This is a genomic window from Sphingomonas kyeonggiensis, assembly GCF_014204495.1.
GTDB lineage: Bacteria > Pseudomonadota > Alphaproteobacteria > Sphingomonadales > Sphingomonadaceae > Sphingomonas > Sphingomonas kyeonggiensis_A.
The window spans coordinates 192,513-218,325 of the sequence record NZ_JACHLN010000004.1 but is presented as its reverse complement, the minus strand read 5'-3'; the positions used below and the strand labels follow the sequence as shown (position 1 = coordinate 218,325).

The 25,813-nt window shown below is 65.5% G+C and carries 31 protein-coding genes; 8 read left to right on the top strand and 23 right to left on the bottom strand.

Annotated features, from left to right (window positions below; genetic code table 11):
• Positions 1-23: 23 nt before the first annotated feature.
• The 15 genes from HNP52_RS19990 to HNP52_RS19925 all read right to left on the bottom strand — a co-directional run bounded on the left by HNP52_RS19990 (position 24) and on the right by HNP52_RS19925 (position 7,982).
• Entirely contained in the window at positions 24-800 is a 777-nt protein-coding gene (locus HNP52_RS19990) for a lytic transglycosylase domain-containing protein (protein WP_184169746.1), read from the bottom strand.
• Positions 801-803: 3 nt separating this feature from the next.
• Positions 804-1,139 carry a DUF736 domain-containing protein gene (locus HNP52_RS19985; protein ID WP_184169743.1) on the bottom strand — a complete coding sequence of 112 codons (336 nt, stop codon included), beginning with the start codon at positions 1,137-1,139 and terminating at the stop codon, positions 804-806.
• A 36-nt stretch (positions 1,140-1,175) separates the two neighbouring features.
• Complete coding sequence (locus HNP52_RS19980) at positions 1,176-1,721, bottom strand: S26 family signal peptidase (protein ID WP_184169740.1); 546 nt, start codon at positions 1,719-1,721, stop codon at positions 1,176-1,178.
• Positions 1,718-2,239 carry a DUF2840 domain-containing protein gene (locus HNP52_RS19975; protein ID WP_184169737.1) on the bottom strand — a complete coding sequence of 174 codons (522 nt, stop codon included), beginning with the start codon at positions 2,237-2,239 and terminating at the stop codon, positions 1,718-1,720. The genes HNP52_RS19980 and HNP52_RS19975 overlap by 4 nt, the downstream gene beginning before the upstream one ends.
• The gene (locus HNP52_RS19970; protein ID WP_184169735.1) at positions 2,236-2,490 is read right to left on the bottom strand and encodes a hypothetical protein; all 255 of its coding nucleotides are present in this window, start codon (positions 2,488-2,490) and stop codon (positions 2,236-2,238) included. Before HNP52_RS19970 ends, HNP52_RS19975 begins: the two co-directional genes overlap by 4 nt.
• Complete coding sequence (gene parA, locus HNP52_RS19965) at positions 2,487-3,125, bottom strand: ParA family partition ATPase (RefSeq protein ID WP_184169732.1); 639 nt, start codon at positions 3,123-3,125, stop codon at positions 2,487-2,489. The genes HNP52_RS19970 and parA overlap by 4 nt, the downstream gene beginning before the upstream one ends.
• Before the next feature lie 208 nt (positions 3,126-3,333).
• A complete protein-coding gene (locus HNP52_RS19960; protein WP_311768528.1) occupies positions 3,334-4,215 on the bottom strand; it encodes a replication initiator protein A in 882 nt (293 codons plus the stop codon).
• Positions 4,216-4,229: 14 nt separating this feature from the next.
• The gene (locus tag HNP52_RS19955; RefSeq protein WP_184169726.1) at positions 4,230-4,511 is read right to left on the bottom strand and encodes an AlpA family transcriptional regulator; all 282 of its coding nucleotides are present in this window, start codon (positions 4,509-4,511) and stop codon (positions 4,230-4,232) included.
• Between the two features lie 136 nt (positions 4,512-4,647).
• Entirely contained in the window at positions 4,648-5,145 is a 498-nt protein-coding gene (locus tag HNP52_RS19950) for a DUF2285 domain-containing protein (RefSeq protein ID WP_184169723.1), read from the bottom strand.
• Positions 5,093-5,404, bottom strand: a complete 312-nt coding sequence (locus HNP52_RS23380) for a transcriptional regulator domain-containing protein (RefSeq protein WP_409372662.1) — start codon at positions 5,402-5,404, stop codon at positions 5,093-5,095. Before HNP52_RS23380 ends, HNP52_RS19950 begins: the two co-directional genes overlap by 53 nt.
• Positions 5,405-5,534: 130 nt before the next feature.
• On the bottom strand, positions 5,535-5,801 hold the full coding sequence (locus tag HNP52_RS19945; protein WP_184169720.1) for a DNA -binding domain-containing protein: 267 nt from the start codon (positions 5,799-5,801) through the stop codon (positions 5,535-5,537).
• Positions 5,802-5,896: 95 nt separating this feature from the next.
• Positions 5,897-6,154 carry a hypothetical protein gene (locus tag HNP52_RS19940; RefSeq protein WP_184169717.1) on the bottom strand — a complete coding sequence of 86 codons (258 nt, stop codon included), beginning with the start codon at positions 6,152-6,154 and terminating at the stop codon, positions 5,897-5,899.
• Positions 6,155-6,340: 186 nt separating this feature from the next.
• The gene (locus HNP52_RS19935; RefSeq protein ID WP_184169714.1) at positions 6,341-6,667 is read right to left on the bottom strand and encodes a DUF736 domain-containing protein; all 327 of its coding nucleotides are present in this window, start codon (positions 6,665-6,667) and stop codon (positions 6,341-6,343) included.
• Between the two features lie 562 nt (positions 6,668-7,229).
• Positions 7,230-7,673, bottom strand: a complete 444-nt coding sequence (locus HNP52_RS19930; protein ID WP_184169711.1) for a hypothetical protein — start codon at positions 7,671-7,673, stop codon at positions 7,230-7,232.
• A gap of 141 nt (positions 7,674-7,814) precedes the next feature.
• Positions 7,815-7,982: a hypothetical protein gene (locus HNP52_RS19925; protein ID WP_008125146.1), complete on the bottom strand. Its 168-nt coding sequence runs from the start codon at positions 7,980-7,982 to the stop codon at positions 7,815-7,817.
• 313 nt (positions 7,983-8,295) lie between these two features.
• On the opposite strand from HNP52_RS19925, the gene HNP52_RS19920 reads away from it, so the two are divergent.
• Positions 8,296-9,045, top strand: coding sequence for a hypothetical protein (locus HNP52_RS19920; RefSeq protein ID WP_221416575.1), 750 nt, complete (start codon positions 8,296-8,298; stop codon positions 9,043-9,045).
• Between the two features lie 7 nt (positions 9,046-9,052).
• Here the strand turns inward: HNP52_RS19920 and HNP52_RS19915 are convergent, their stop codons facing one another.
• The 3 genes from HNP52_RS19915 to HNP52_RS19905 form a co-directional block, all read right to left on the bottom strand.
• Positions 9,053-9,976 (bottom strand): DUF2493 domain-containing protein, encoded by a 924-nt coding sequence (locus tag HNP52_RS19915; protein WP_184169708.1) that lies wholly within the window; start codon positions 9,974-9,976, stop codon positions 9,053-9,055.
• A 364-nt stretch (positions 9,977-10,340) separates the two neighbouring features.
• Positions 10,341-10,805: a DUF1097 domain-containing protein gene (locus HNP52_RS19910; RefSeq protein WP_221416574.1), complete on the bottom strand. Its 465-nt coding sequence runs from the start codon at positions 10,803-10,805 to the stop codon at positions 10,341-10,343.
• A gap of 143 nt (positions 10,806-10,948) precedes the next feature.
• On the bottom strand, positions 10,949-11,686 hold the full coding sequence (locus tag HNP52_RS19905) for an SDR family oxidoreductase (RefSeq protein WP_184169702.1): 738 nt from the start codon (positions 11,684-11,686) through the stop codon (positions 10,949-10,951).
• Between the two features lie 121 nt (positions 11,687-11,807).
• Between HNP52_RS19905 and HNP52_RS19900 the strand changes: the two genes are divergently transcribed.
• Positions 11,808-12,710: a LysR family transcriptional regulator gene (locus HNP52_RS19900; RefSeq protein ID WP_184169699.1), complete on the top strand. Its 903-nt coding sequence runs from the start codon at positions 11,808-11,810 to the stop codon at positions 12,708-12,710.
• 76 nt (positions 12,711-12,786) lie between these two features.
• On the opposite strand, the gene HNP52_RS19895 is transcribed toward HNP52_RS19900, so the two are convergent.
• From HNP52_RS19895 to HNP52_RS19885, 3 genes are all read right to left on the bottom strand, one after another.
• Positions 12,787-13,134: an aldo/keto reductase gene (locus tag HNP52_RS19895; RefSeq protein ID WP_260396280.1), complete on the bottom strand. Its 348-nt coding sequence runs from the start codon at positions 13,132-13,134 to the stop codon at positions 12,787-12,789.
• Between the two features lie 74 nt (positions 13,135-13,208).
• Positions 13,209-14,147: a cyclase family protein gene (locus HNP52_RS19890; RefSeq protein ID WP_184169696.1), complete on the bottom strand. Its 939-nt coding sequence runs from the start codon at positions 14,145-14,147 to the stop codon at positions 13,209-13,211.
• 487 nt (positions 14,148-14,634) lie between these two features.
• Positions 14,635-15,564, bottom strand: a complete 930-nt coding sequence (locus HNP52_RS19885) for a LysR family transcriptional regulator (RefSeq protein ID WP_184169693.1) — start codon at positions 15,562-15,564, stop codon at positions 14,635-14,637.
• 70 nt (positions 15,565-15,634) lie between these two features.
• On the opposite strand from HNP52_RS19885, the gene HNP52_RS19880 reads away from it, so the two are divergent.
• The 6 genes from HNP52_RS19880 to HNP52_RS19855 are packed head-to-tail and all read left to right on the top strand — an operon-like array spanning position 15,635 to position 20,282.
• Positions 15,635-16,636 carry a TIGR03571 family LLM class oxidoreductase gene (locus HNP52_RS19880; protein WP_260396279.1) on the top strand — a complete coding sequence of 334 codons (1,002 nt, stop codon included), beginning with the start codon at positions 15,635-15,637 and terminating at the stop codon, positions 16,634-16,636.
• 18 nt (positions 16,637-16,654) lie between these two features.
• A complete protein-coding gene (locus tag HNP52_RS19875) occupies positions 16,655-17,476 on the top strand; it encodes an aldo/keto reductase (protein WP_184169690.1) in 822 nt (273 codons plus the stop codon).
• 13 nt (positions 17,477-17,489) lie between these two features.
• Positions 17,490-18,695, top strand: coding sequence for an MFS transporter (locus HNP52_RS19870; RefSeq protein ID WP_184169687.1), 1,206 nt, complete (start codon positions 17,490-17,492; stop codon positions 18,693-18,695).
• 39 nt (positions 18,696-18,734) lie between these two features.
• Positions 18,735-19,049, top strand: a complete 315-nt coding sequence (locus tag HNP52_RS19865) for a MoaF-related domain-containing protein (RefSeq protein ID WP_260396278.1) — start codon at positions 18,735-18,737, stop codon at positions 19,047-19,049.
• 13 nt (positions 19,050-19,062) lie between these two features.
• Positions 19,063-19,836, top strand: a complete 774-nt coding sequence (locus tag HNP52_RS19860; RefSeq protein WP_184169681.1) for an SDR family NAD(P)-dependent oxidoreductase — start codon at positions 19,063-19,065, stop codon at positions 19,834-19,836.
• 14 nt (positions 19,837-19,850) lie between these two features.
• On the top strand, positions 19,851-20,282 hold the full coding sequence (locus tag HNP52_RS19855; RefSeq protein WP_221416573.1) for a PPC domain-containing DNA-binding protein: 432 nt from the start codon (positions 19,851-19,853) through the stop codon (positions 20,280-20,282).
• Positions 20,283-20,349: 67 nt separating this feature from the next.
• On the opposite strand, the gene HNP52_RS19850 is transcribed toward HNP52_RS19855, so the two are convergent.
• Positions 20,350-21,390, bottom strand: a complete 1,041-nt coding sequence (locus HNP52_RS19850; protein WP_184169678.1) for a toprim domain-containing protein — start codon at positions 21,388-21,390, stop codon at positions 20,350-20,352.
• Positions 21,390-25,715, bottom strand: a complete 4,326-nt coding sequence (locus tag HNP52_RS19845) for a strawberry notch family protein (protein WP_184169675.1) — start codon at positions 25,713-25,715, stop codon at positions 21,390-21,392. Before HNP52_RS19845 ends, HNP52_RS19850 begins: the two co-directional genes overlap by 1 nt.
• Positions 25,716-25,813 lie beyond the last annotated feature (98 nt).

The window sequence follows — 25,813 nt, the reverse complement described above, 5'->3', positions numbered from 1 at the left end:
GCTGCGATTGACGGGTGAGACAGTCATCGCGGGCCTGCAGGCTCTTGCCGGGAGACGAACAGGCCGCCGGTCGGGTTCGCATCGTCCGACGCGTGGCGCAGTTGGGCTGCATTGTCGCCGTCGCGAGGCTGCGCATCCGCCTGCGTCGGACCTGCGCCCGGACCGCGATCCGGGGCACCGATGAAGAGCGGCGCTCGTGTCCAGGCCAGCGGATCGGCGGCGGCGACAGTGACAACGGCCGCAGATGGTTCGCCGCCGACTAGGGGTGCGAGATGGGCGACATAGGCGCGCGTCTCGGCGGGCAACGGACGGCCGTTCGCGAGGTGCTCGTCGTACCGTCCGGGCCCCGCATTGTAGGCCGCGAGAAAGCCCGGCGCCCCGTAACGATTATAGAGTTCGCGCATGTAGGCCGTGCCCGCGATGATGTTATCGCGCGGATCGAACGGGTCGCTGCTGAGCCGGTGACGTGCGCGGAGATAGGCCCAGGTGTCGGGCATAATTTGCATCAGTCCCATCGCGCCCTTGGGCGAGACCGCGCGCACGTCGTTGGCGCTTTCGACGCGCATGAGGGCCCGAATCCAGGCGACTGGAATGCCGAAGCGCTGCGACGCCTCTGCCACGAAGGCGGCGAACGGCGCGCTCGCCTCGGCCGGGACGGGCGACACGGTTTGAGCGTGCCCCAGCGACATCGGTGCGGCGGCAAGGGACAGGCCGGAAAGGAGAAGGAGGAGCAGCCGGTCGGCGACACGGGGTTTCCGCGTGTCGCCCCAGCGCTGCTGCGATCGATGCGGGGCGCGCACCGATCAGTCCTCCTTGCGCGGCTTGGCGGGCCGCGACCAGTGCAGGCCCCAGGCGGCATTGTCGTCGCCCGAACGGAAGAGATTGGCGCGCAGCGGGCGCGGAAACAGCGGGCTGTCGAGCTGCACGGAGACGTAGTCGCCGGCGCGCTCGCCGACATGCTTCCAGCCGGCACCGATCTCGATGCCGTCCTCGCCGCCCAGCAGGGCACGGTAGTCCGGCGCGTTCTCGGCTTCGGACGGCTCGGCCGGAACGAAGGCGAGTTCGGCGTCGATGCCGAGCGCGGTAAGCCGCCCGGAATAGCCGGACTTGGTGCGGGTGAATTGGCCGATCTGGGTCATGGTCTTCTCCTTCGGTTGGGGGTTGGAAGCGGCGGTTCAGCGGGTCGGCGCGCGCCACACGTAGCGGCCGTCGCCGTGCTCATTGGTCCAGAGCGGCGTCGCTCGGCCGATCACGTCGCTGGTCGGCAGCGGCCCGAAATAGCGGCCGTCGAGGCTGTCGCGGACCGACCAGTTCATCAGGAAAAGCTCGCCCTCGGCGATGCGGCGGCAGCCCTCCCAGACGGGCAGCGGGCGGCCGATATGGTCGCGGTCGAGCGCATCGCCCATCGGCACGCCGTCGACGGTGATAGCGTGATCGCGGCGGCAGACCTGTTGCCCGGGAACGCCCGCGACCCGCTTCATCAAAGGCACGCCGCGGCCGATATAGCCGCGCTCGACCATGAAGGCGGCGAGCGGTTCCGGCGCGCGGACGGCAACGAGATCGGTGACCTCGAAGCGGTCGGCCGGCGCGATGCTGTAGAGCCCGATCGGCGTGCTCGCCGACGCGTTCCAGATCAACTTCTTCGGGAAATCGACGAAGGCTGTGATCGCCATTCCCATGGTCAGGACATAGGTGACCATGACGTAGCCGAAGCGGCTCATGATCCGGCCCTCCGCCGCAGGAGGAAGGCCTTGTGGTGCTCGGCCGTGTAGGATCGCGGCTGCTCGCCGGCGGTCATCCGGTTGTGGACGTGCCGCCAATGATCGGGAGAGACGTCGCTCGGATCGATGCCAATCGCCTCGATCGCATCGATCATCTGCAGCACGCGCTCGACCTTGGGCCAACCCTCGACCTTCAGCAGGATGTCGCCGCCGGGGCGCACGCACGGCACGGTCTGCTGCGGTTCGCCGGCGCGCGTGGCGCGCAGCACATCGAGATGCGAGGCGATGGTCCCGTAGTCGTTGGCGGCCCAGCGCACGAAGCCGAACACGCTGCCTGGCGCAAAGCGCAGCACGCGCCGACGGCGGTCGAGGATCTGTTCGCCGACCTCGCGACCGAACCTGATCCAGTTCTCGATGCGCTTCTCGATCCAGGTGAGTTCGACTTCTGTCAGGTCGTGGGGCGGCGGCGCGGCCGGTCTCGGCTCGCCGCGCGCATGGATGGCGGCGGCGCCGGTCATGTCGCGTCTCCAGTTCTTTGAGGGAATTCGCGCGCGAGCAGCTCGCGCAGCATGTCGGCGACCGTAACGCCGCGGCCGAAGGCGGCGATCTTGATGCGGGCGCGCTGGTCGGGCGTGACGTCGATCGTCAGGCGCGCTGAATAGACAGCGGGGTCGGCGGCCCGCACCGGGGTCGCGTCGGCGGCCTTGATCCAGGTTTCGGGATCGCCTGGCCGCGTGGCGAAGCCGCGTTTCGGAGGAGACGCGGTCATCGCGAGATCCTCGCGATCTCGGTGGCGAGCGCGGCGATCTCGCGAGCGGCGGGACTGTCGCGGTCCAGCTCGCCGACGAGACGGCCGCTTTGCGCCGTGTCGGCGAAGGCGACGCGCTGGCCGATCGTGGCGGCGAGCAGCGGCGGATCGTGATCGGCCAGCGTCTCGGCCGTCTCGCGGGCGATGACGGTGCGCGCAGCGCAGCGATTGAGGACGAACCGCGCGATGAGCTGAGGGCGGTAGATGCGCGCTTCGCCGAGCAACGACAGCATCTCGGCCGATGCCCAACCGTCGAAGGGCGAAGGCTGCACCGGGATCAGCACCAGGTCGGCGGCGAGCAGCGCTGAGCGCATCAGCCCGGCGACGCGCGGCGGCCCGTCGATGATGACGTGGTCGACGTCGCGGGCGATCTCCGAAGCCTCGCGATGGAGAGTATCGCGCGCCAGGCCGACGACGCCGAAAAGCCGCGGGAGGCTTTCGCGCGCCCGCTGCTGCGACCAATCGAGAGCCGAGCCTTGTGGGTCAGCGTCGATAAGCGTGACGCGGTGGCCACGCTGTGCCCATTCGCCGGCGAGATGGAGTGCGATCGTCGTCTTGCCGACGCCGCCTTTCTGGTTGAGCAGCGCGACGATCATGACGGTCTCCCGGCGATCGGGGACTCGTCCACAGCGGCCGAAAATGCGGTTTGCGTTAGAAAGATTCCGAAGGAATCTAGGTTAGAGAAGTTACGGGGCTCGCAAGCTGCTGATTCAGCGAGTGGATTCGCCGATTCCGGTCCCCGATAGCACGAGGATCGCGTCCCCGATGGCACGATGGGTCCGGTCCCTGATAGCACGAGACGATTCACAGCTTATCCCCAGGGCGCTTGGTCGAGCGGCGGCGCCGGCGGGGGATGCCGAGCGCGTTCGGGTCGATGGGTTTGAAGGAGAGGATTTCGGGGCCGCCGAGGCACTGCTCGATGGTCAGGCGGTAGCCCGGCAACGGCTGTCGGCGGACGATGTCGCGCAGGTCGTAGGCGAAATGCTTGAGCGGCGAGAGGCTGCCGGACTTCGCGTGGAGATGCGGGAAATCGAAGCTCCAGCCGAACTCTTGGCGACCGCCGTGCTTGCGCACCAGGCGATAGAGCCAGCGCTCCAGGCCGCCGGTCAGGCCGAAATAATCGCGGTCGATCGTCAGCACGAGCGCGTCGTCGAGAACGGCGGCGTAGAACCAGTCCGGCACGATCAGCTCGAGGCCGAGCGGGCGGCCTCTGGCGTCCGCTCGTTCCTTCCACTCGTTGATCCAGGAGAAGCGGTGCAGCCGCCGTTCAGTCGGCTGACGGATCGATGTCGCCACCGTCGTCGACTGGAGCCGGTCGAGCGCGGCCTTCAATCGGTCGTAGTCGCGCAGGCTGACGCCGCGACCGATGAACTGCAGGATTTCGTAGGGGGTGGTCGCCATCAGGCGCGACGGCCGTAGGCCGTGATCGCGCGCCTCGACGATCTGGGAGGCGGCCCAGATCAGCACGTCGGCATCCCAGATGGTGGCCATGCCGTGCTCGGGGACGGCTTCGACGCGGATGACGATGGAGCCGGCCTTGAAGTCGATCGGCGCCAGCCGTTTCGACTTGCCGAGCGCGAAGAACGGGTACGCCATCAGGTCCTGCGCGTCGCGCGGCGCGAGATCGCCGGGGAGCGCCCGGAAGAGATCGAGCTGCTCGCGTTCGCTGCTGTGATGGCGCGGCAACATCCGAGATCGGCTCAGCGTTGCGGCGCGTGGCTGCCCGCCGCGCCGGTCGTGTCGTGACGTTTGGCCGGCAGGATTGTGTCGCTGTCGGCCGTTGAGTTCTTGGTGCCGCGATTGGCCCAAGCCTGCAGGTCTGCGATCGCGTAGACGACGCGGCCGCCGAGTTTCTTGAAGGCTGGGCCGGTGCCGTAGGTGCGATGCTTTTCAAGCGTGCGGCCGGACAGGCCGAGGAAGCGCGCCGCTTCCGGCGTGCGCAAGTAGCGTGGGGGAACGTGGACGGTCGCGCTTTCGGCCATGATCGAAGCTCCGTGTGGTGCTGGGGGGGCGCCGGATGTCGGCGGCGGTTCCAGCGCACGGTCGTTCGCTCAGGCGCGATGCACGATGTCGAAGATTTCCCGGAGAAATCGACACCCCTTAGCAGGGCATGCGTCGCTAGGGTTTGCGGGGGCGTTTGAGGAGGTCGCGATAGCCGCCGTGGACGAGCTTCATGCCATCGCGGGCGAGACGGATGGTCGTCTCGCGCAGAGCGTCGCCCGCCCAGGACGCCGCCTCGATGTGATGCCGTGAGAAGAGGACGACCGCGATGCCGCGGTAGCTCTCGCGTTCGAGGCGCGCATCGACCGCGCGAAGCATCTGTCGCAGACGCTGCCGCCGCTGTGGCGTCACGCGCGGGTCCGGAAGTGCCGGCGGCTCGCGCAAGCCGCGCCAGTAGCGGGCGATCGCCTCCAGCCGGTCCGGGGTGGCCTCGTCGAGAAGAACAAGCGCGGCACGGGGCGGCTCGGCAGCGCCGAGGCCGATGCGTCGCGCACGGACGATCTCGTCTCCGACTCTGATACGCGCGTCGCCGCCAGACGCAGCAATCGTCGGTGTCTCGTTCTCAGCCGCCGACGCGGGTGCAATCCAAGTCGGGAGCGCCTGCAGGATCAGCATCCAAGGATCGGCGATCGGCGTCCACGTGGCGTTGGCGTTCGGCGCAGGAAGGTCGGGGTCGACCGCGAAAAGATAACCCCCATTTGTCGCAAAGTGCTGCCTCGGCCTGATCTTCTTGGAGGCCCTCTTGCTTCAGCCGCGTGTAGTCTTGCTGATACTCGGGATTGCGCCTCAGAAATTCCCAGGCCAAGTCCGGAGCGTCGAGTTCATTTACATAGTCGTAGGCGGTTGAGATCCGCCATGTGCCTTGCTCCGGCATCATATGGCCTCCCATCCCTCGCTGAAGGCGAGGACTGTAAAGCGAGAACGATTCTCGGTTGAGCGGCTATTTGGGAAGCCCGAAGATCAACACAGGTGATGCAAGAATTGCATCACCGAGCGCAACAGAGTTAATGAAGACTGGACCGGATAAGGTCGCGAAATCCATTTTGGGTCATCCAATGAGCCCGTGCGAGATGACTTTGATACACGAGCTCGGCGCGCGCACGTTCGCTCTTCGGGTCGATGCCGAAGATGATCTGAGCCACTTCTTGCCAGCCGGCGCCTTCGTTTTCCGCGTCGAGGAGGCGGAGGTAGGTCGCGAGATGTGCGCGATCATAGTCAGTCAGCCGCGCATCCGTCGGCGGTCGGTCGAGGAAATCAGATTCAATGCTCATAGTTAACATCCCCCATCGGGGTCATATCCGAAGTGGATCGAGTTTGCACGACGGTGATAGCGTAAAGACGGCGAGGTACTGCGGTCGTGTCGAATTCAGGCCCGCACCGTCTGTCGCTGACGATCTTTTCGGACAATCATCACCCCTTCGCCCTGATCGGAGTTGAGGAGGACTATTCCAGCCTCCTCAAGCGCTCTGCGGACCTGGTCGCGTGTTGACTCATGCACGCCGAGTCCGCTTTCGGATTCGACGCGCTTGAGAGCGGTCAGCGATACCAGGGCCTTGTCAGCGAGCGTCTCCTGATTCCAACCAAGTAACGCGCGGGCGGCCCGTGATTGTCGGGCGGTGATCATGCATGACCACCTCCTACAGTTCGGACTTCGCACGCTACGAAAACGACTATAATAGTCGCCTTTGACAGACTTGGCGAGGCGAAAGTCCGTCTCTTTGCTGCTGTCAACCTGGGATTCCGGCGAACTGATTCGGTCGCCCCGGACGTCGAAGGCCCCGGCCTTTCGGCCGGGGCCTTGCGCGGGGCCTCAGTCGCCGCGCCGCCCGCTGGGACGGGACCAGATCAGCGAGGAGGTGTCGCCTTCCTCGTCGTCGAAGAGGTTGGCGTAGATCGGGGCGTTGAAGCTCGGATCGTCGAGCTTGAGGCCCAGATAGTCGCGGCCCTCGTTGGAGCGCTTGGACCAGGCGGCGCCGATCTCGGCGCGGCCGACCAGGACCCGGTGGCTGGGGGCGTTCTCGCCGGTGGCGCGCTGGTCGGGGACAATGCGCACGTTCTTGGCCTGGACGCTGAGGGTGACGATTTCGCCGGTGAACTCGTTCGAGCCGGTCTTCTTGAAGGTGCCGATGGTCGCCATTGTAAGTCTCCGTTTTCCGTTCCCGAGCCCGCACCATTGCGGCCTCGATGGCGATCGGTTGGCCGGAGGCGATCGACGGCGCACCCCGAAGGGGCCTGACAGCCAAGGAGGGCTTTCTTGTCTCGCGAGGAATGGCGGCGCAGCCGGCAGGGGAAGAAAGTTTGACGCGGCTGTTGCGTCATAGGCGATCGAGGCGCAGCCGGCCTTCGGCCAGGTCAGGCCATTGAAGAGGCCGTTTGGAGCAGTCGAGGCACGGTCAGTGAGCGGAGCAGATGGCGGCCCGCCCGCATCGGCAAACCAGCGTCACGGCAATGCTCATCGGCATCGTCTCCTCCCGCCAGGTCGACGCTGCCGCATTCCGGCCATCCACGGCCCCACGGAGATCGCCGCCTCGGACGTCCGATGCGCCCGCGAGACATGACCCGCCCAAGCAGCGCTCCAACGAGGCCCGCTTTTCCGGGCCCCAGCGTCGATCCGGGCCACATACGCCCCATCGCTCCGACATAAGACGACGGGGGCGACCGCGCCCGCTGCTCTGACTTCCTGACGGCGATGACGAAGATCAGGCCCGCGCAAGGTCCCGGCCGGACGGGCCCGGGGCCGCCGCCATTCCCGCGACCCGCACGAAGGCGGTGATGCCGACCGCCACCGCGCCGACGGTGGAGAATGCGATCTGCCATGCGTCGGACGGCATGAGGTGCTTCACGATCCCATGGGTCGCATGGAAGCCCGCGATCGTCGCCGGCGCGGCGAAGGCTGCAGCCACGATCAGCTTCAGCCACATGGGCCGAACGAAGGTGATGAGCAGGTGCCCGGCCGCCAGCGTGATGGCGGCCGCGACGGCGCCGACGAGGAAGGCGCCGGGAATGCCGGCTCCCGTGCCATGCGCCCAGGCGCCCGCGGTCACGCCGACAAACGTCGGCAACGCGAAGACAGCCAGCGTGTACAGCAGCCAGCAAAGCAGGCCTATCACTGCGAGGGATGCAAGTATTGCGAGGATGATCATGGTGGTGGCCTCCGTAAGGGCAAGGTCTGACGGTCGCGCCTTCCACCACCACCACGGCGCATCCAAAGCATAGCGCAAGTGCGCGCGCGCCGGGAGCGGAAATCGTCGGCGATTTTCGCTCGGGCAACTGGCTCGCCCCAGTCAGGGGGCGAAGGGATCGATCTCATGGACGATCGCGGCGGTGTCGCCGTCATATTCGCTGGCGGGCGTGACCGACAGCGTGCCGTCGCCGGCCTGGAAGATGATGATGGCGGCCATCAGCGTGGTGGCGAGGCTGAAGGCGAAGGCGTGGGCGTCGTTGAGGGACATCGATCCGGCTCCTGTTCCGAGCGGAGGACCATCCCCCCGCTGACAGGCGCCCGATGTGTCGGACTGAGCGCTGCAATCACCGCGCAGGCGCAGCCGTAGCGGCGGCATGCTCGCATAGCCGACCCTTCACGGGTTGATGGCGTCAAGCGATCAGTCGGACCAAGGGTCAGCGCAGATAGGCGGGGGTGTGTCAGCCGGTCCGAAATGGTAGTCGATGAATATCTCAACAGCCCAGGTGCCAAGACTTCAGCCGGACGTCTCGCGCAGCCGAGGCTACAATGACGGCGGGGGACTTGTGGCGAGTGGATTTCATGTGCCTGACGGCAACGAGGCGCTGCGGGCCGACATTCCCGCAATCGTCGAGCTGATTGAGCGAACCGCGCGGTGGGTTCATCCGGACACTTTCCGCGCGCTGCCGGTGTGGGCGCCGCACACGGCGCGAGGTCGCCCGCTCTACGATTCCGGTTGGTCTCGCCGATATAGCAACACGCGGAAGGCGACGGGCGTAACCGCCGAGAAGTTCGAGGGTAACGTGGCGGCGCTCAATGCACTGGTGGCTGCGCTCGATGTGGCTGCGCTCGATGTGGCTGCCCCCAAGCCTAAGAATTGGACCGTCTGCCACATCTGGGGCTACGACGATCCGTCTTTCGCTCAGCGCAGCAATGTCGTGCAGGACCCTCGCTATTTCTCGTGCGTCGCGAACATGGTGTGGTTGCCAACCTCGCTGAAGGGCTTCACCGACACGATTCCCGAGATCAAGGCGATGCTGCGGGTCTGCTCGTTCCATCTCTACGGGTGGGCGTGTGAGCACGAATCCGTGCAGCCGCAGGCGGAACAGGTTCGATCAGGTTGGACGCCGTCCGATTACCCCAAGAGCTGGCCGAGCCCCGATCGCCCGGGCATCCTGCCGCCGGGCACTGCACCGTTCACGCAGCGCGTTGAGCGTGAGATTGCGAAGCGCAAGTCGAAGATGCGATCCGATTTGGCCAATGCCGACTATCTCCATTACCCAAAGGCTGAGGTTGAGGACGTGCTGAGATTCTGGAAGATCGACTTGAGCTAGGCGGCGCTCACGCGCCGCCGAACTTCCAGACCGGGATGCCGAGCTTCTTGGCCTTGTCGGCGAGGTTGTCGTGGATACCGGTGCCCGGGAAGTGCATCACGCCCTTCGGCACGATTTGCAGCATTTCGTCGTTGCGCTTGAACGGCGCTGCGCGGCCGTGCTTCATCCAGTCGGGCGCGAAGCCAATTTGCGGCACATTGCGGTTCATCGCCCAGAGCGAGGCGATCTTCTCGGTGCCCTTCGGCGACTTGCCGTGGATCAGCACCATGTCGGGATGCTTCTCGTGAACCTGGTCGAGCTTGGCCCAGATCAGCCGGTGATCGTCGTAGTCGAGCCCGCCGGTGACGACGATCTTCGGGCCGGGTGGCAGGAGCACCTCTTGGTCGGCGCGCTTCTTTGCCATCAGGAAATCGCGGCTGTCGATCATCGCCGAGGTCAGGTTGCGATGATTGACCTTCGATCCGCTGCGCGGGAGCCAAACCTTGCCGACGTGGCGTTCGTAGTGTTCGGCGGCCTGGTCGCGCATCAGCTCGAAGGCGTTCTGGCGTTCGATCAGGGTCTGGCCCTCGGCGATCAGGCGCTCGAGTTCGACCGACTTCACCTCGCTGCCGTCCTGTTCACGCTGCCCGCGCTTCTGGGCTTGCTCGTTGTCGTCCAGTTCCCGGCCGATCCGTTCGGTGGCGCGGTGGAAGACGTTGACCGTCGACCAGAGGAGATCGTCGAGGTCGGGTTCGAGGCGCGTGTCCTCGAGCGTGACGATTAGGGCGTCGAAGATATCGGCAACCGCGCCCGCGACTGCGTTGCCGTCTGGAAGGAGGCGCTGGTCGGGCTCGTCAGAGAAGGGCCGATAGCCGTGAAGTTGCAGTTCGTTCAGGACATGGTCGGTGGGTGATGAGGCGTGGTGCGGTTCGAAATTGTCGTGCTTGCTCATTGGGATGCTCCGTCGTTTGGACCGCGACCGTCGCGGCCTTCATGGCGACGAAGCCCACGGACAGGACGGGCGGGCACCCGCAGCGCAGCGCAGGGCTCGATGGCTAAGGCCGGCTATTTTGTCTCGCGATGGAAAGGCGCGGCACGCGCCGCCGGAAAATAGTCGGCCGCCGCCATTGCCTGGCTGGCCGGCCTGTGGGCCGATCGCCCTTTAGAAGGCCAAGGCGCGATCCTCTTCGACGGATGAATGCAGTCGAGCGAGCAATGCGAAATCCGCCAGCACACTCCTCGCTGCCGGGGTGGCGAGCGAGGAGGTGGGCGGAGTCAGGAAGTCCGTGTGGTCGGGCGAGCCCGTGCCGATGCGGTTACGCCTTAGCGCGGGCCGAAAGCCATGCCGGAACCTTGAAAGACACCCAGCCAGCAATCACGCCGATCGCGTTGGCGCCGAAAAGCTCCGCGACGCTCTCAAGCGATGGCTCAAGATGGCCCGCAAACCAAGCTACGAGGCCGAGGAAGTAGGCGGGCACGTTATTCAGCATCGGGAGCCCCCGGAGCGACACGACCAGGATGGCTACGGCGAAGACGACTGCCGGGAGCGCGATCATGATGCCGGTGCTCAGGCCGACATGTGCGAGCGCGACGCTGGCCACAACGCCGGTCGCGAGGCCGATGCCGGTGCAGGCCAGGTTCTCGATGGCGCTACGAGTGTCGAGAACGCGCGTATAGAAGGCGATCAGGCCGATGAACATTGCCCAGACGGGCAGTGCGAGGACGAGGCTTCCCGCCGAAGCGAGGGCGGCCGCGGCGGAGGCGATCAGGGTCGTGAGCATGAAGACCCTGGGCGATGAACGAACGTGAGTCATGGTGTCTCTCCACAGTTGATTGGGGTTGGCGTCACGCGATCCGATCGCGCGTCAGAGGGCCGCGAGCCGGTGGCTTTCGCCTTCCGGCTCGCATGCGATCGTTGTTCGGTTCAGCACATGCCGCCGTTGGCGCGTAGGATCTGGCCGTTGACCCAGCCGCCCTCGGGACCGGCGAGGAAAGCCACGGCGCGCGCGATGTCCTCGGGCTGGCCGAGCCGCTCAAGCGGGTTCATCTTGGCCATGCGGTCGATCAGCTCGGGGCTCTTGCCGTCGAGGAACAGTTCGGTCGCGACCGGACCCGGAGCCACAGCGTTGACGGTGATGCCGCGGCCGCGCATCTCCTGCGCGAGAACCTGCGTCAGTCCTTCGACTGCGGCCTTGGTGGCGATGTAGACGCCGTAGGTCGGCAGGCGCACGCCAATGACGCTCGAGGAGAAATTGATGATGCGCCCGCCCTCGCGGAGCCGCTTGGCCGCCTCGCGGCAGACGTTGAACGTGCCCTTGAGGTTGATGGCGATGGTCTGATCGAAGGTCTGGTCGTCGAACTCGGATACCTTGGCGAGTTTCAGGACGCCGGCGCAGTTCACCACGACGTCGACGCCGCCGAATGCCTTTTTCACTGCGTCGAACATGGCGATCACGGCCGCCGGGTCGGCGACGTCTGCCTGCACGGCGATGGCCTGACCGCCATCGGCGATGATCTTGTCGACGACCTGCTGAGCGGCGCCGGCGTTGCCGGCGTAGTTCACGACGACCTTGAAGCCCTCGCAGGCAAGATGCTGGGCGGTTTCGGCGCCGATGCCGCGCGACGAACCGGTAATGATGGCGACTTTGTCTTGAGTGCTCATGTCTTAGCTCCTTTGTTTTTCATCGCCGTCGGCTTTCGGCGGCGAGGAGCAAGATGGGCCTTTCCATCCAATAAAAATAATGCATAGTTATCAGAATTAAGATGACTGAAAGTATGTCTCGATGGCGTTCGACAGCAGATTACTCAGTGGAATCGGCGTTCTTTCGGCTGTGGTCGAAGCGGGAAGCTTCGCGCGCGCCGGCGAGGCCATGGGCCTGACTCAGCCGGCCGTCAGCCGCGCGGTCGCCCGTCTGGAAGAGCGGGTTGGCATCCGCATCTTTAACCGAACGGCCCGTGCAGTCTCGCTGACCGATGAAGGTCGCCGCTTTTACGAGGCGGTGTCTCCTCATCTCGTCAGCATCGAAGACGCGGCGGTTGCGGCAGGAGAGAGCAAGGCGGCCGTGCGTGGTCGCCTCAGGATCAATACCGACGGCACTTTCGGACACTATGTGTTGGCGCCGCGGATCGGGGAGTTCCTAGACCGCTATCCCGACCTGTCGGTCGAGATGAGCGTTCGGGACAAGATGGGCGACCTGGTGGCCGACGGTTTCGACGTCGCGATCCGCTTCGGCGAGCCGGAAGCGTCCTCGCTAAAGGCTCGATTGCTGTTGGAAACCCGCGTTCTGACCTGCGCTTCAAACGACTACGTCGCGCGACATGGGGCGCCCCAACAACCGAGCGAACTCGCGACGGGGCACCACTGCCTACTGATCCGCGATCCGACGACGGGCCGGCCGTTCCAGTGGGAATTCCGGCGTGGCAACGACGTCGTTCCGTTTGACGCTGCCGGTCGGCTGATGGTCAACGACACCGGCTCGCTGCTCGGCGCTTGCCTTGGTGGTGTTGGCATCGCTCAATTGCTGGAGCTCTACGCCAAGGACCTGGTGACCAAGAACAGAGTGGTCCTGCTTCTGCCGGAGTGGGTAGACGAGACGTTCCCGCTCTATGCCTATCACCACGCTTCGAACCTCGTCTCGGCCAAGGTGCGCGCTTTCCTCGACTTCGTGCGCGAGGTGGCGGCGTAGATGGCAACTTTGGCGGGCTCGAATCCCGTTCTCGGCAGGCGAGAGATGCTGATCCGTCAGATTCACGCCGCCAGCGTCATGAATCATGCGACGTCCTGCGGTGCGATCTGAACTCGCGTGCGGCTACGAAGGCGTCGAGGCCGTGCATGCGGAGATCCCTGCTGCCGGTCTCCATTTCGTCAAGGATGATGCGGTCGACCTTGGCGTTCAGGACATAGTCGTTCCGCCGAAAGCCTGCGAGTGCCCTGCCCAGGCGTAGTTCCGATTGGCCGGCCCCGTATAGAGCTGCGGTGTCGAAATAGCGGGTGCCAGCACCCCAAGCATCACGGACCGAAGTGAGAGCTTCCTCCTCCGGAATGTCCCGGAACATGTTGCCGAGCGGCGCGCCACCAAATCCCTGGCGGGAAGGCAAGCTGATACGCATGGTTGATCCTTGCGTATATGAAGAATGTGGCGGCCGGACTTGGGGTGGGAGAAAACTGTCCGGCCGCCTGCGGGTCAGCGGATCGCGACCGGATTGACGTTGACTTGGGTCGATCCCTTATAGAGTGGCTGACCGAGGACGAAGAGGAATTCCCACGCTTTGTCGCGGACGAGCGCACGGCTGTCGATCAGCTCGAGATTGTAGATGCCATTCTTCGCCAGCATGAACTGGTTGACTGGGAATTCCTGCCCGTCTTTAGCCGGATAGATTTCTGAGGCCCAGGTGTCGCCGCCAAAGGCGATGATCTCCTTGTCCGCCAGCCACTTGGCCGCTTCCATGCCGATACCAGGCTCGACGCCGAGAAATTTCTGGTTGTCCTTGCCGATGAGCTCAAGCCAGCCGGTATTGAAGAGAACGACATCACCCTTTTGGATGGCGATGCCTTCCATCTTGAGCACTTTTTCGATGTCGGCGACGGTGAATTCGGTCTTTTCGGGAACGATCGGCCCACCATAGAGCGCGGTCATGTCGAGGACGACGCCGCGCGCAACCATTGGCGGGACCTTCTCAATGCCGAGCTTAGCCACGCCTTCGACGGTGACGAAGTCGGACGCCTTGTTGCCGTTATAGTAGGTGTTGTTGATGCCGATATGGCCGATGCCGTTGAGCTGGGTTCCGACCCCGGTCCAGCCAACCACCAACTCGTCATTGAAGGTGAACTTGTTCGGACCCATGGTAGTGCCGCCGGCTTCGTTTGGCTGCACATTGGTTAGATGAAAGCTGCGATGGCGGAACGCCGGAAGATTCTTGTCGATGGGAACGCCCAACGGATAGGTCTTGCCAGTCGTTACCAGCTTCACAGCCTTGAGGACGGAATCCGGCGTTACCAAGTTGGCGGCGCCGATCTCGTCATTGGGGCCGTAGCGCGAAGGCGGGACTTCCTGTGACTGGGCCGGGAACGATACAGCGCTGAGGCCAAGAGCCAGCAGAGCCCCGAAGTTATGAAGGCGCATGGGGTTTCTCCACGAAAATGGTTGGTTGCTTCTCTCCGTTGATGCTGTGGAGATAGGGGGATAGGCGGCGGCCGATAATTCCCTGAGGGATCGCAGGTTATATGAACTGGCTTCATAGATCGATTTGATCGAAGCTATTGGATATTGCGAAGTACATGACCTGCCTCCGGTTTCCTGGACCGTTCCAAGCTGGAAAATTCCAGTTTAGCAGCACCGGTGCTGGCTCCATCCAAACCGACTCGCATTTACAGCTCAGCCTGACTCAGCGTTCCAGCACATGACCGCTTTTGATCCGGTCCCATTTTTGGACCGCCGGAAAATAGCCGGCCTTCGCATTGCCTGGCCAGCTTGTGGGCCGATCGCCCGCTCGAAGGCCGAGGCGCGGTCCCTTCAGCGGCAAGCCTCCGCGCGAGCACGATGGTGTACATTCACATCGTCGGTGACGGCTGGTCACAGCCGCGAGTTCGTCAGTGGGCTGGCATTTTGGCTAGGCGCGAGCGCGTCGAGCTCGAATGCCCTCGTTCAGGAAGGACTGGAGACGGGGCACAATAAAGTCTAGGAACACGCGCACACGTTGCGGAAGGCGTGCACCTCCGAGATAGACGGCGTGAATTTCTTCCTCGTCAGCTTCGATAACGTCCGACAGCACCTCGATGAGACGGCCGGAAGCGAAGTCGGCCCGTGCATGGTAATCGCCCAGCCGCGCGAGCCCGACGCCCGCGATTGCCATGCGCCGAACTGTCTCTCCATTGTTGGCGAGCAGGGAGCCGTTGACGGCGCGATCGACGATCCGGCCACTCTCCTTGAGCGGCCAGACTGGCGCGGCGCGGCGAAAATTGAAGCCGAGGCAGTTATGCTGCGCGAGATCCTCGGCGGTACGCGGGATGCCGTTGCGTTCGAGATAAGCGGGCGATGCGACGATCTTGCGATGCGCGACGCCGATACGGCGGGCCATCATGCCAGAGTCCGGAAGCCGCCCGACACGGAACGCGACGTCGGTGCGGTCGAGGTAGAGATCGACGATCTCGTCGGAGAGCGAGAGGTCGACGACGATGTTCGGATAGGCCAGCCAGAAGGCCGGCAACTGCGGTTCAACGGCGAGCACGCCGAAGGCGACCGAGGCATTCACGCGCACCGTGCCGCCCGTGCTTGTGGCGCCGTGTGATAGCTCGCGCTCGATCTCATCGAGTTCGCCGAGCAGCGCCTGGCTGCGCTCATAGTAGATTTGCCCCTCGGTGGTGAGCGATAGTCGACGAGTCGAGCGTTCCAGCAAGCGCACGCCGAGCCGGGCCTCGATCCGTGCCACGAGCTTGCTGACGGTTGAGGGCGTCATGCGCAAGAGCCGCGCCGCTTCCGAGAAATTGCCCGCCTCGACGACGCGCAGGAAGACTTGCATCTCACCGGTACGATTATCCATGCGACGGTTCCGTCTATGATTTCGTTTCACATATCCTATGGAGCGCCGACGAATTATCAAGACCGTTGGCATGGCTTATCTCTCTGCCATGTCAAAGGATTCAGCTCTCGATCTGGTCCGCAAGCCGGACCGCCTCACGCTCGGCATTGAATTGCCGCTCGACAACGACTGGTCGCCCGCCGGTGAAGCCCGGCGAGCGGCTGCGGGACGCCCGCGCGGCGTCCCCGATCTTTCGGCGCAGACAGATCTCGTGCGCAGGGCCGACGCGCTCGGCTTCGCGGCAGTTTGGATGCGCGACGTGCCGGTGCTCGACGCCGTTAACATGGGCGACGCGGGCTCCGTCTACGACATCTTTACGCTGCTCGGTTATTTCGCCGGTGTGACGCGCAATGTCGCGCTGGGTACGGCCGCCGTGGTGCTGCCGATCCGTCATCCGCTGATGACGGCGAAAGCGGCGGCGTCGGTCGACGTGCTCTCGGGAGGCCGGCTGATCCTGGGCGTCGCTTCCGGCGACCGGCCCGTGGAATACCCGCTGCTCGGCCTCGATTTCGAGACGCGCGGCGAAGCCTTTCGGGAGGCGGTGGCCTATCTCAGGACAGCGTGGCAGCCCGGCGGCTTGCCGGTGAATGGCGAGCGTGTCCCGAGCCTCGACCTGCTGCCGCGTCCAGCACAGCCGAGCATCCCGCTGGTCGTCGCCGGACAGGCGCGCCAGGAGGACGGATGGCTCGGCGCCAATTTGGATGGCCGCTTCGTTTATCCCGGCAGCATCGAGAAGATGGTGGCGCAAGCTGAACGCTGGCGCGGCGCGACGTCCGGTCATGGCGCCTTCATCAGCGCCTTTCATCTCGACTTTCTGGACAACGCCGACGCCCCGGCCGAGGCGATCCGCTTTGGCGCGCGTGTCGGCCGCAAGGGTCTCATCGCCCACCTCGACGCCCTGGCTGCGGCAGGCGTCGATCACCTCGCCATCAATCTGCGGCAGTCGGGGCGTCCGCCCGCCGAGATCATCGAAGAACTGGCGTCGGATGTCATGCCGGCGCTCGTCAGAAACCCCAAGGCGCAGGCCGCCTGAACAACAAGGATTGAAACTATGGACATCGTAAAGGCGCATGGAGCGCAGATCCCGGCGCTCGGCTTCGGCGTGTTCCGCATGTCGGACGCCGAGGTCGAGGCGGTCGTGCCTGCGGCACTCGAGGCGGGCTTCCGCCATTTCGACACCGCGCAGATCTATCAGAACGAAGCAGCACTCGGTCGCGCGCTCGCCGCTGCCGGCGCGCGTCGCGAGGATCTCTTTCTCACCACCAAGGTCTGGGTCGACAATTACAGCGAGGACAAGTTCGCCGCCTCGGTGGATGAAAGCCTCGACAAGCTGAAGGTCGATCAGGTCGACCTGCTTCTGCTCCATTGGCCGGCCGACAAGGTCGCGATCGCCGAGCAGGTGGCGATGCTGAATGCGGTTCAGGCCGCCGGCAAGACGCGCTTCATCGGCGTCAGCAACCAGAACGTCGCTCAGATGAAGGAATCGATCGCGGTGAGCAAGGCGCCGATCGTCACCAACCAGGTCGAGGTCCACCCTTATCTCGACCAGACCGCCGTGGCGGCTGCGGCGAAGCAGGCAGGCGTCGCGATCACCACCTATTTCGGCATGGCCGACGGCGCGGTGCCGCGCGACCCGGCGCTGCAGAAGATTGGTGCGCAGTACGGCAAGAGCGCCGCCCAGGTCGGGCTGCGCTGGCTAATCCAGCAGGGCTATATCGCGCTCTCCAAGACCGCCAAGCCGGAGAGGGTCGCCGAGAACTTCGCGATCTTCGATTTCGAGCTGACCGACGCCGACATGGCGGCGATCGGCAAGCTTGCACGGCACGATGGCCGGCTGGTGAGCCCTCCTGGCCTTGCTCCGGCCTGGGACTGAGGAGGATCGTGCGATGAACGGGTCTGTCTCCCATCCTCCGGCAAGTGACGATGAAAAGCGGTTCAACTGGCCGCTGCTCGCCCTTGCCATCGGCGCCTTCGGCATCGGCACCACGGAGTTCTCCCCGATGGGACTCTTGCCGGTCATCGCGCAGGGGGTGGACGTGTCCATCCCCACTGCCGGCCTGCTGGTCAGCGCCTATGCCATCGGCGTGATGGTCGGTGCGCCGGTCATGACACTCGCCTTCAGCCGTTTCGGCAAGCGCACCGCGCTGATGCTATTGATGGCCATCTTCACCATCGGCAATCTGCTCTCGGCGTTAGCGCCAGACTACTACACTCTGCTGGCATCACGCCTCGTTACCAGCCTCAACCATGGCGCATTCTTCGGCCTCGGTTCCATCGTCGCGGCGAGCGTGGTGCCAAAGGAGAAGCAGGCGAGCGCTGTCGCCACCATGTTCATGGGGCTTACCATCGCCAATATCGGTGGCGTTCCCGCAGCGACCTGGATCGGTCAGCAGATCGGTTGGCGCATGGCCTTCGCGGGGACGGCGGTTCTCGGCGTCATCGCGATCGCCTCGCTCTGGCTGGCGTTGCCGAGGGGAGAAACGGGCAAGGTACCTGATGTGCGGCGCGAGCTCGGCGTGCTCACACATCCCACCGTCCTGTTGGCGATGGCGACGACGGTGATGGGCGCTGGCGCGATGTTCACGCTCTACACGTATGTCGCTCCGGTCCTTACGGAACTGACGGGAGCCTCCGACACGTTCGTGACGATCGGGCTGGTGCTGATCGGCGTCGGCTTCACCATCGGTAACGGTCTCGGCGGCAAACTCGCCGACTGGTCGCTCGACGGCGCCACGAAGATCTTTCTTGCGGCGCTGGCCGTGATCATGGTGGCGCTGCCCCTGGTGCTCACCAGCCATGTCGGCGCGGCGATCGGCTTGCTCCTGTGGGGGGCGGCGTCTTTCGCGATAGTGCCGCCGGTGCAGATGCGCGTGATGGAGGCGGCGGCCGAAGCGCCCGGCCTCGCATCGTCGATCAATGTCGGAGCATTCAATCTTGGCAACGCATTGGGCGCAGCCGTCGGCGGCGGCGTCATCAGCTTCGGCCTCGGCTACGCGGCAGTTCCGATCGCAGGCGGTGTCCTCGCAGCAATGGGCCTGCTGCTCGTGTTGCTCGGCCGGAGGCGCGCTGCCCTCCAGCCCTGCGAAGCCTGAAACCTTGGAGAGACGCATATGACCACCACAGCATTTCCCATGGCTGGACAGCACTTCGAGGTCGACTACGGCGATCTCGTTGCGACCAATGCCTATGCACAGGGCGGCAGCACGCTGACCTATGAAATCACCAAGGGCGCGCTCACGGGTAACACCGCGACGGTCGGGTTCGAGTGGCACCATCTGTTCGGTCGATCCTACGCGATCTCCTGGCAGGAGGCCGACGGCTCGACGGTCGTGCATATCGATGATTTCGAGGCTGGCCGCTCGCTCGCCTTCTTCACGACGCCGGACGGGCAGTTCTTCCGCCTGGAAGGCAGCCTGCGCCCGCTCAACGTAGCCAGCGGCAACTAAGGAGACAAACGCAATGGACCTGCAACTCAATACCAAGACCGCGCTCGTCACCGGTGCGACCGCCGGGATCGGGCTTGCGATCGCCAAGCGCCTGGTGGCCGAAGGCGCCGAGGTGGTGATCTGCGGCCGCAACCAGCAAAAACTCGACGCTGCGGTTGACGAGGCGGGTGCGCGCGGCGTGCTCGCCGATCCGGCAACCGCAGAGGGCGCGGCGGCACTCGTGGCAGCGGTGCCGGATGTCGACATATTGATCAACAATCTCGGCATCTATGAATCGAAGCCATTCGGCGAGATCACCGATGAGGACTGGCGGCATTTCTTCGAGGTTAATGTCCTCTCCGGTGCCCGGCTCGCCCGCGCCTATTTTCCCGGCATGGTCGCCCGCGATTGGGGTCGCATCATCTTCATCGCCAGCGAAAGCGGACTGCTCGTGCCGCCGGACATGGTTCACTACGGCATGACCAAGACTGCGCAGCTTGCGATTGCGCGCGGTCTTGCCGCCAATACCAAGGGCACGCGGGTGACCGTGAACTCGGTGCTGCCCGGAACGACGCGATCGGAAGGTATCGTCGATTTCCTCCGGAGCGTCGCGGACGATCCGAACGCGCCTGAGGAGGAGATCGAGCGCGGCTTCTTCGCCAAGGACCGGCCGACATCGCTCATCCAGCGTATGATTGAACCGGAAGAGGTCGCATCGCTCGTGGCCTATGTGGCGAGCCCGCTTTCTGCCGCCACGAATGGCGCTGCCCTGCGCGTCGACGGCGGCATCACGCCCACCATCGTCTAGCCGGGAGCCGCGCGATGTCGGAACCAAAACGTGTCGTTCCTGTGCCGGGCGGTTTCTTGATGGTGCTTCGCCAGGGAGACGATGTCTTCGAGCATCTGGAAAGCTTGATGATCGAAGCGGATATTCCAGCCGCGTCCATCCGAGGATTTGGCTTCGCCGGTTCGATCCGCTTCGGCTTCTTCGACTTCGGCCGTCGCGACTATGACCCACGTGACTTTACCGACGTGGAAGTGACCGGCCTCACGGGCACGCTCGCATGGAAGGACGGTAAACCGGCCGTTCATGCCCACGCGACGGCAGCGGGTCGAGACTTCCAGGCTGTCGGTGGACATCTCCTCGGGCTTGCCGTCGGCCGCGGTTCAATCGAGATGACGATCACCGTCCATGACCAGCGGCTGGAGCGCCATTTCGAAGAGGACATCGGCGCCAACGTTTTGCGATTGTGATCGTCGCGACGGGTTGTTCGAGTCAAACAGCCAGCCGTCGCGATCGGGCGGGACGATCGCTAGGGTGTCAGGTGGATGCCAGCATCATGAACCGAGCCACGTCCTGCGGAGCGAGCTGGAGCCGGGCCTCGGTGCGAAGCGCGTCGATGCCGAGAGTGCGGAGATCCTCGTTGAAGTCGCCCAGTTCGGGCGAGATGACGATCGCCTCGATCCCGGCCGCGTTTGCCCGTTCGATCAGGCCGTCTCGCGCGCCGTCACCGGCCAGATCGTTGTCCCGGACGATGTAGAGCCGGCGCAGCGTGTCGGGGAACTGACAAGCGGCGAGATGGCCCGCAGAGAGCGCCGCCAGCATCGGCATGTCGGGCAGGACCTGCCGAAGCGACAGCACGGTCTCGATGCCTTCTCCCGCCGCCATGACTTCGCCACCGATGCCGAAGCGGACCGCGTTGCCGAGGAGATCGCCCATTGCGCGCCTCGGAGTGTCGATCGGAGCCTTGTCGCGCCGGCGCGGATCGAGCCAGGTGCGGTGTGCCCCGGTGATCTTGCCGTCGAGATCGGTGACGGCCGCGATCATCGCCGGCCAGACTTCAGTCGGCGAACGTTCGTCGGGGCGATAATAGCAGCGCGGGTGGAAACGCAGGTTTCCGGTTCCGCGTAAATCCGTAATGCCGCGTTCCCGCAGATACGCCTGTACGAGCGAGCCGATGATCGGTTGCGACATGCCGAAGAGCCGACGTGCCGCTACCGGCGAGCCGTGTGGCGCCGGGCTCTCCCGGTGGTGCTGACGGGGCTCCGGCTCTGGCGGCGGCATGCTGAGGAACGCCCGGGCCTCCTCGGCGACGTCTTTGAAGTCGATCAGCCCGCAGCTCTCGCGGATGACGTCGAGGAGATCGCCATGTTCGCCGGTCGCGGCGTCGGTCCATTTCCCGGCGGGGCCCTTGGGCGAGTCCTTGAGCCGGACATACATCGAGCGCCCCGGCGTGTTGCGCGCGTCGCCGACCAGCCAGTAGCGGCCCTCGCGCCTGCCGCTGGAGAGGTAGTGACGGCACACCGCCTCGGCCTGCCGGCCGAGACGCTGCGCGAGATCGGAAGCATCGTGACGGGACATCACGCGGCCTCCCGTTCGGAGATGCGCACCACCGGATAGGTGTCGAGCAGCTTGGCGAGCACCGCCGCACCGCTGGTGTCGGCGGGCACGAAGAAGCGCAGCTTCCAGGAGATGATCTCGCTGAACAGGCCATAGGCCCGCAGCCGCTCGCGCATCGCCTCGGTGAAGCCGCTGAGCTCCAGGCGATAGGCGCTCATGACGCGGGCGCGGCGAAGCTGGAGGCCCTCGGCGAGATCGAGGATTGTTGTGCCTTCCATCAGCGCGGCAAAGGCGTGTTCGGGCGTCAGCGTATTCGCCCCCTGCGAGGCGGCATTGGCGGCCCAAGCCGGCGAGACCCGGCGGCCGATGATGCGCTCGCCCGCATCGGTCTGGAGCCGATAGACCCTGGTCGACTCGTCCGGGAGACGCTTCCAGATCGGCAGCAGCAGGCCGGCGACGATATGGATCGTGCTGTCGGAGAAGTCCGGGATGTCGGCAAGCTCGGCCTCCCATGCGGCGGCGAAGCGATCGCGGTCGGCTTCCTCCCAATGGCTCTCGTCCATCATGCGCAGCGGCGCATAGTGCTGCTCCATCGGCCGGATCAGGCAGACGCGGCGTTCGATCTCGCCGTCGTCGAGCATCATCGAGGGTGCCGGCGTCTGCACCGCGGCGCGGCCCGAGCGACCATTCACCAGCAGCCGCGCGCGCGGATCGGCGAGATTGTCGAGGGCTTCGATCAGCGTGACGGGGCGATTGCGCTCCCGCCGGGTGATGGTCAGGAGCCGCGTCTCGGCGCCAGTGCCGGGATGGACATGGATGACCTGGCTGTCGGTCACCACGAAGCTCTCGGCCTGCAGTGTCTCCAGCCCGACGTCGTAGTGGCCGCTGCGGATCGCGCCCTCGATCTTTGCAGTCAGAAGCTGCTCGAAAGCGGTGAACAGGATGCCCTGCAGCTCGATGGTCAGCGCCAGCAGCCGATTGAGGAAGGTGGTGATCGGCGGCAGCTCGTCCTTGATGCCGTTGTCGTCCATCAGCTTGAGGCCGGTGGCGGACTCGAAGCGATCGAGCGAGCAGCCCTCGACCTTGCCGCGCACGAGCAGCAGGTAGAGTTGGCGCAGCGCGTCGCGCGCATAGTGGGATTCCAGATTGTCCTCGGGCCGGAACAGGCCTTGGCCGCCCGTCTGGCGCTGTCCGCGCGTGATGGCGCCGAGCGTGTCGAGACGGCGCGCGATGGTCGAAAGGAAGCGCTTCTCGGCCTTCACGTCGGTGGCGATCGGCCGGAAGAGCGGCGGCTGCGCCTGGTTGGTGCGGTTGGTGCGCCCGAGGCCCTGGATTGCAGCGTCGGCCTTCCAGCCCGGCTCCAGGAGATAATGGATGCGCAGGCGCTGATTCCGGACAGCGAGGTCTGCGTGATAGCTCCGTCCCGTCCCGCCGGCATCGGAGAAGACGAGGACGCGCTTGTCGTCGTCCATGAACGAGGCCGCCTCGGCGAGATTGGCGGAGGCCGCCCTGTTCTCGACGGCGAGCCGCTCGCCCCTGCGCACCACGCGCCGCGAGCGTCCCGTCACCTCGGCGACGACATCGGTGCCGAAACGCTGGACGATCTGGTCGAGCGCGCCAGGGACCGGCGGCAGCGATGCGAGGCGTTCGATCAGTTCGTCGCGCCGGGCGACGGCCTCGCGGCTCTCGACGGGCTGGCCGTCGCGATAGACAGGCCGCGACGACAGATTGCCCTCGCTGTCGGAGAACGGCTCGTAGAGCTGCACCGGAAAGGAATGGGCGAGATAGTCCAGGACGTATTCGCGCGGGGTGATGTCGACGCGCACGTCGTTCCATTCCTCGGTCGGGATCTCGGCCAGGCGGCGCTCCATCAAGGCCTCGCCGGTCGAGACGATCTGGATGACGGCGGAATGGCCTTCGCCCAAGTCCTGCTCGATCGAGCGAACGAGCGTCGGCGTTTTCATGCTGGTGAGGAGATGGCCGAAGAAGCGCTGCTTGGCGCCCTCGAAGGCAGAGCGTGCGGCCGACTTCGCCTGCCGGTTCAGCGTGCCGGTATCGCCGGTGATGTTGGCGGCCTGCATCGCCGCGTCGAGATGATTGTGGATGATCGCGAAGGCGCCGGCATAGGCATCGTAGATGCGGGTCTGCTCGGGCGTGAGCTGGTGCTCCAGCAGCTCGTATTCGACACCGTCATAGGAGAGCGACCGGGCCGTATAGAGTCCGAGCGCGCGCAGGTCGCGGGCGAGCACTTCCATCGCCGCGACGCCGCCATTTTCGACGGCCTCGACGAATTCGGCGCGGTTGGCGAAGAGGAAATCCTCGCCGCCCCACAGGCCGAGGCGCTGGGCATAGGCGAGATTGTGGACGGTGGTGGCGCCGGTCGCCGAGACGTAGACCACGCGGGCGTTCGGAAGCGCGTGCTGGAGCCGGAGGCCCGCACGGCCTTGCTGCGACGGGGCCACATCACCCCGGTCTCCCTTGCCGCCGCCGGCGTTCTGCATCGCGTGGGACTCGTCGAAAATGATCACTCCGTCGAAATCGGAGCCCAACCATTCGACGATCTGCTTGACGCGCGAAAGCTTCTCGCCGCGGTCGTCGGACCGTAGCGTGGCGTAGGTGGTGAATAGGACGCCTTCGGCCAGTCGGATCGCCGTGCCCTGGGGGAAGCGCGAGAGTGGCGAGACCAGCAGCCGCTCCATGCCAAGCGCCGACCAGTCGCGCTGGGCGTCTTCGAGCAGCTTGTCGGACTTGGAAATCCAGACCGCCTTGCGGCGTCCTTGCAGCCAGTTGTCGAGGATGATGCCGGCAGACTGACGACCCTTGCCGGCGCCGGTGCCGTCGCCGAGCATGAAGCCGCGACGGAAGCGGACCGCGTCCGGGGCATCGTCCGGCGCGGCGGTGACGAGATCGCCGGTCTCGTCCACGGTCCAGGCGCCGGCGAGATATTCGCTATGGGCCTCGCCGGCATAGATCACCGTCTCGAGCTGGGCGTCGGAGAGGATGCCGTCGGCGACGATCGGCGCCGGCAGCGTCGGCCGGTAGCTGGGCTTCGGCGGCGCGACGGAGGCCATGGCGGCGGACTGCACCAGCTTGGTCGGATGCGGCTGAGCGCCCTCTATGCGGATCGATTGAAGCGCATAGGCCTCATAGATCGAGTCCAACAGGTGGCCGCTCTCGGGCGGCGTCCAGTCGATGGTCTCATAGGCGAGCGGCACGCCTTCGAGCCGGGCGATGCGGCGAGCGGGCTGGGCCGTCGCCCCGCGGGCGAGATAGCCTCGCACCGTGCGCGGTGTGGCCGTCGGCATCGCGGCTGGGCGGGCGATCGAGACCGGCAGGCGTGCGGGAAGCTGCGTGTCGATCCAGCCGAGCAGCGTCGCGACGTCGGGTGCGATGCCGGCGGAGTCTGGAAAATGCTCGGGGTCTTCGGCCGGCGCCTTGTCGATGACGGTCAGGCGGGTCTCGATGGTGGTGCCATGCTTGGAATAGACCGAGCCGGCGATTGCGGCGGTGAACGCGACGCGGCCACGCGCCTGCAACCGGACGAAGGCGTCCCGCCAGGCCGGAAGCTCCGGCGAGAAGTTGGCGCCGGTGATGGCGACAAGCCGCCCGCCATCGGCGAGCCGGGCAAGCGCCGAAGCGATATGCCGGTAGGCAGCGTCGGCGACGCGCCCGGTGACGTTCGCCATCACCGAGAATGGCGGGTTCATGATGACCACGCTCGGGACGGCGGCCGGATCGAGATGGTCGTCGATCTGGGCGGCGTCGAAGCGGGTGACGGGCATGGCCGGAAAGAGCTGGCCAAGAAGATCGGCCCGGGTCTCGGCCAGTTCGTTGAGGATGAGCGATGCGCCCGCGGTCTCGGCGAGGATCGCGAGCAGCCCGGTGCCGGCGGACGGCTCCAGCACGCGGTCGGTCGAGGTCAATGTTGCCGCCGTCAGTGCGGCAAGGCCGAGAGGGACAGGCGTTGAGAATTGCTGGAAGGCCTGCGCCTCCTCGGATCGGCGCGTATGCGTCGGCAGAAGTCCGACGATCTTCGCGAGCGCCGACAGCCGTGAAGGCGACGATGCGGCTTTACGGAAGAGCGGCTTTCCGTATTTGCGCAGGAACAGGACTGTCGCGGCCTCGCAGGCGTCGTAGGCGGTTTTCCAGTCCCAGGCGCCGGCGGCGTCGGACGCGCCGAAGGCGTCCTCCATGGCGCTGCGCAGCATGGCGGCATCGACGGTGCGGCCCTGTTCGAGGTGGGAGAGGATGCGCTCGGCGGCGGCGATGATGGCGGCGGCCGGCGGCGCGGAGGAGCCAAGCGGAAGCGAAGCCGCCTCGGCGGCGGGGATCGGAGTATGGAGCATGCAGGGAGACCTCGGAGAGCGGGACACGGGCGAGTCGGCCCGGCGCTCTCTCTCGACCGGACGGGCTCAAACCCGTCCCGGCCACCCTCTCACTCTGG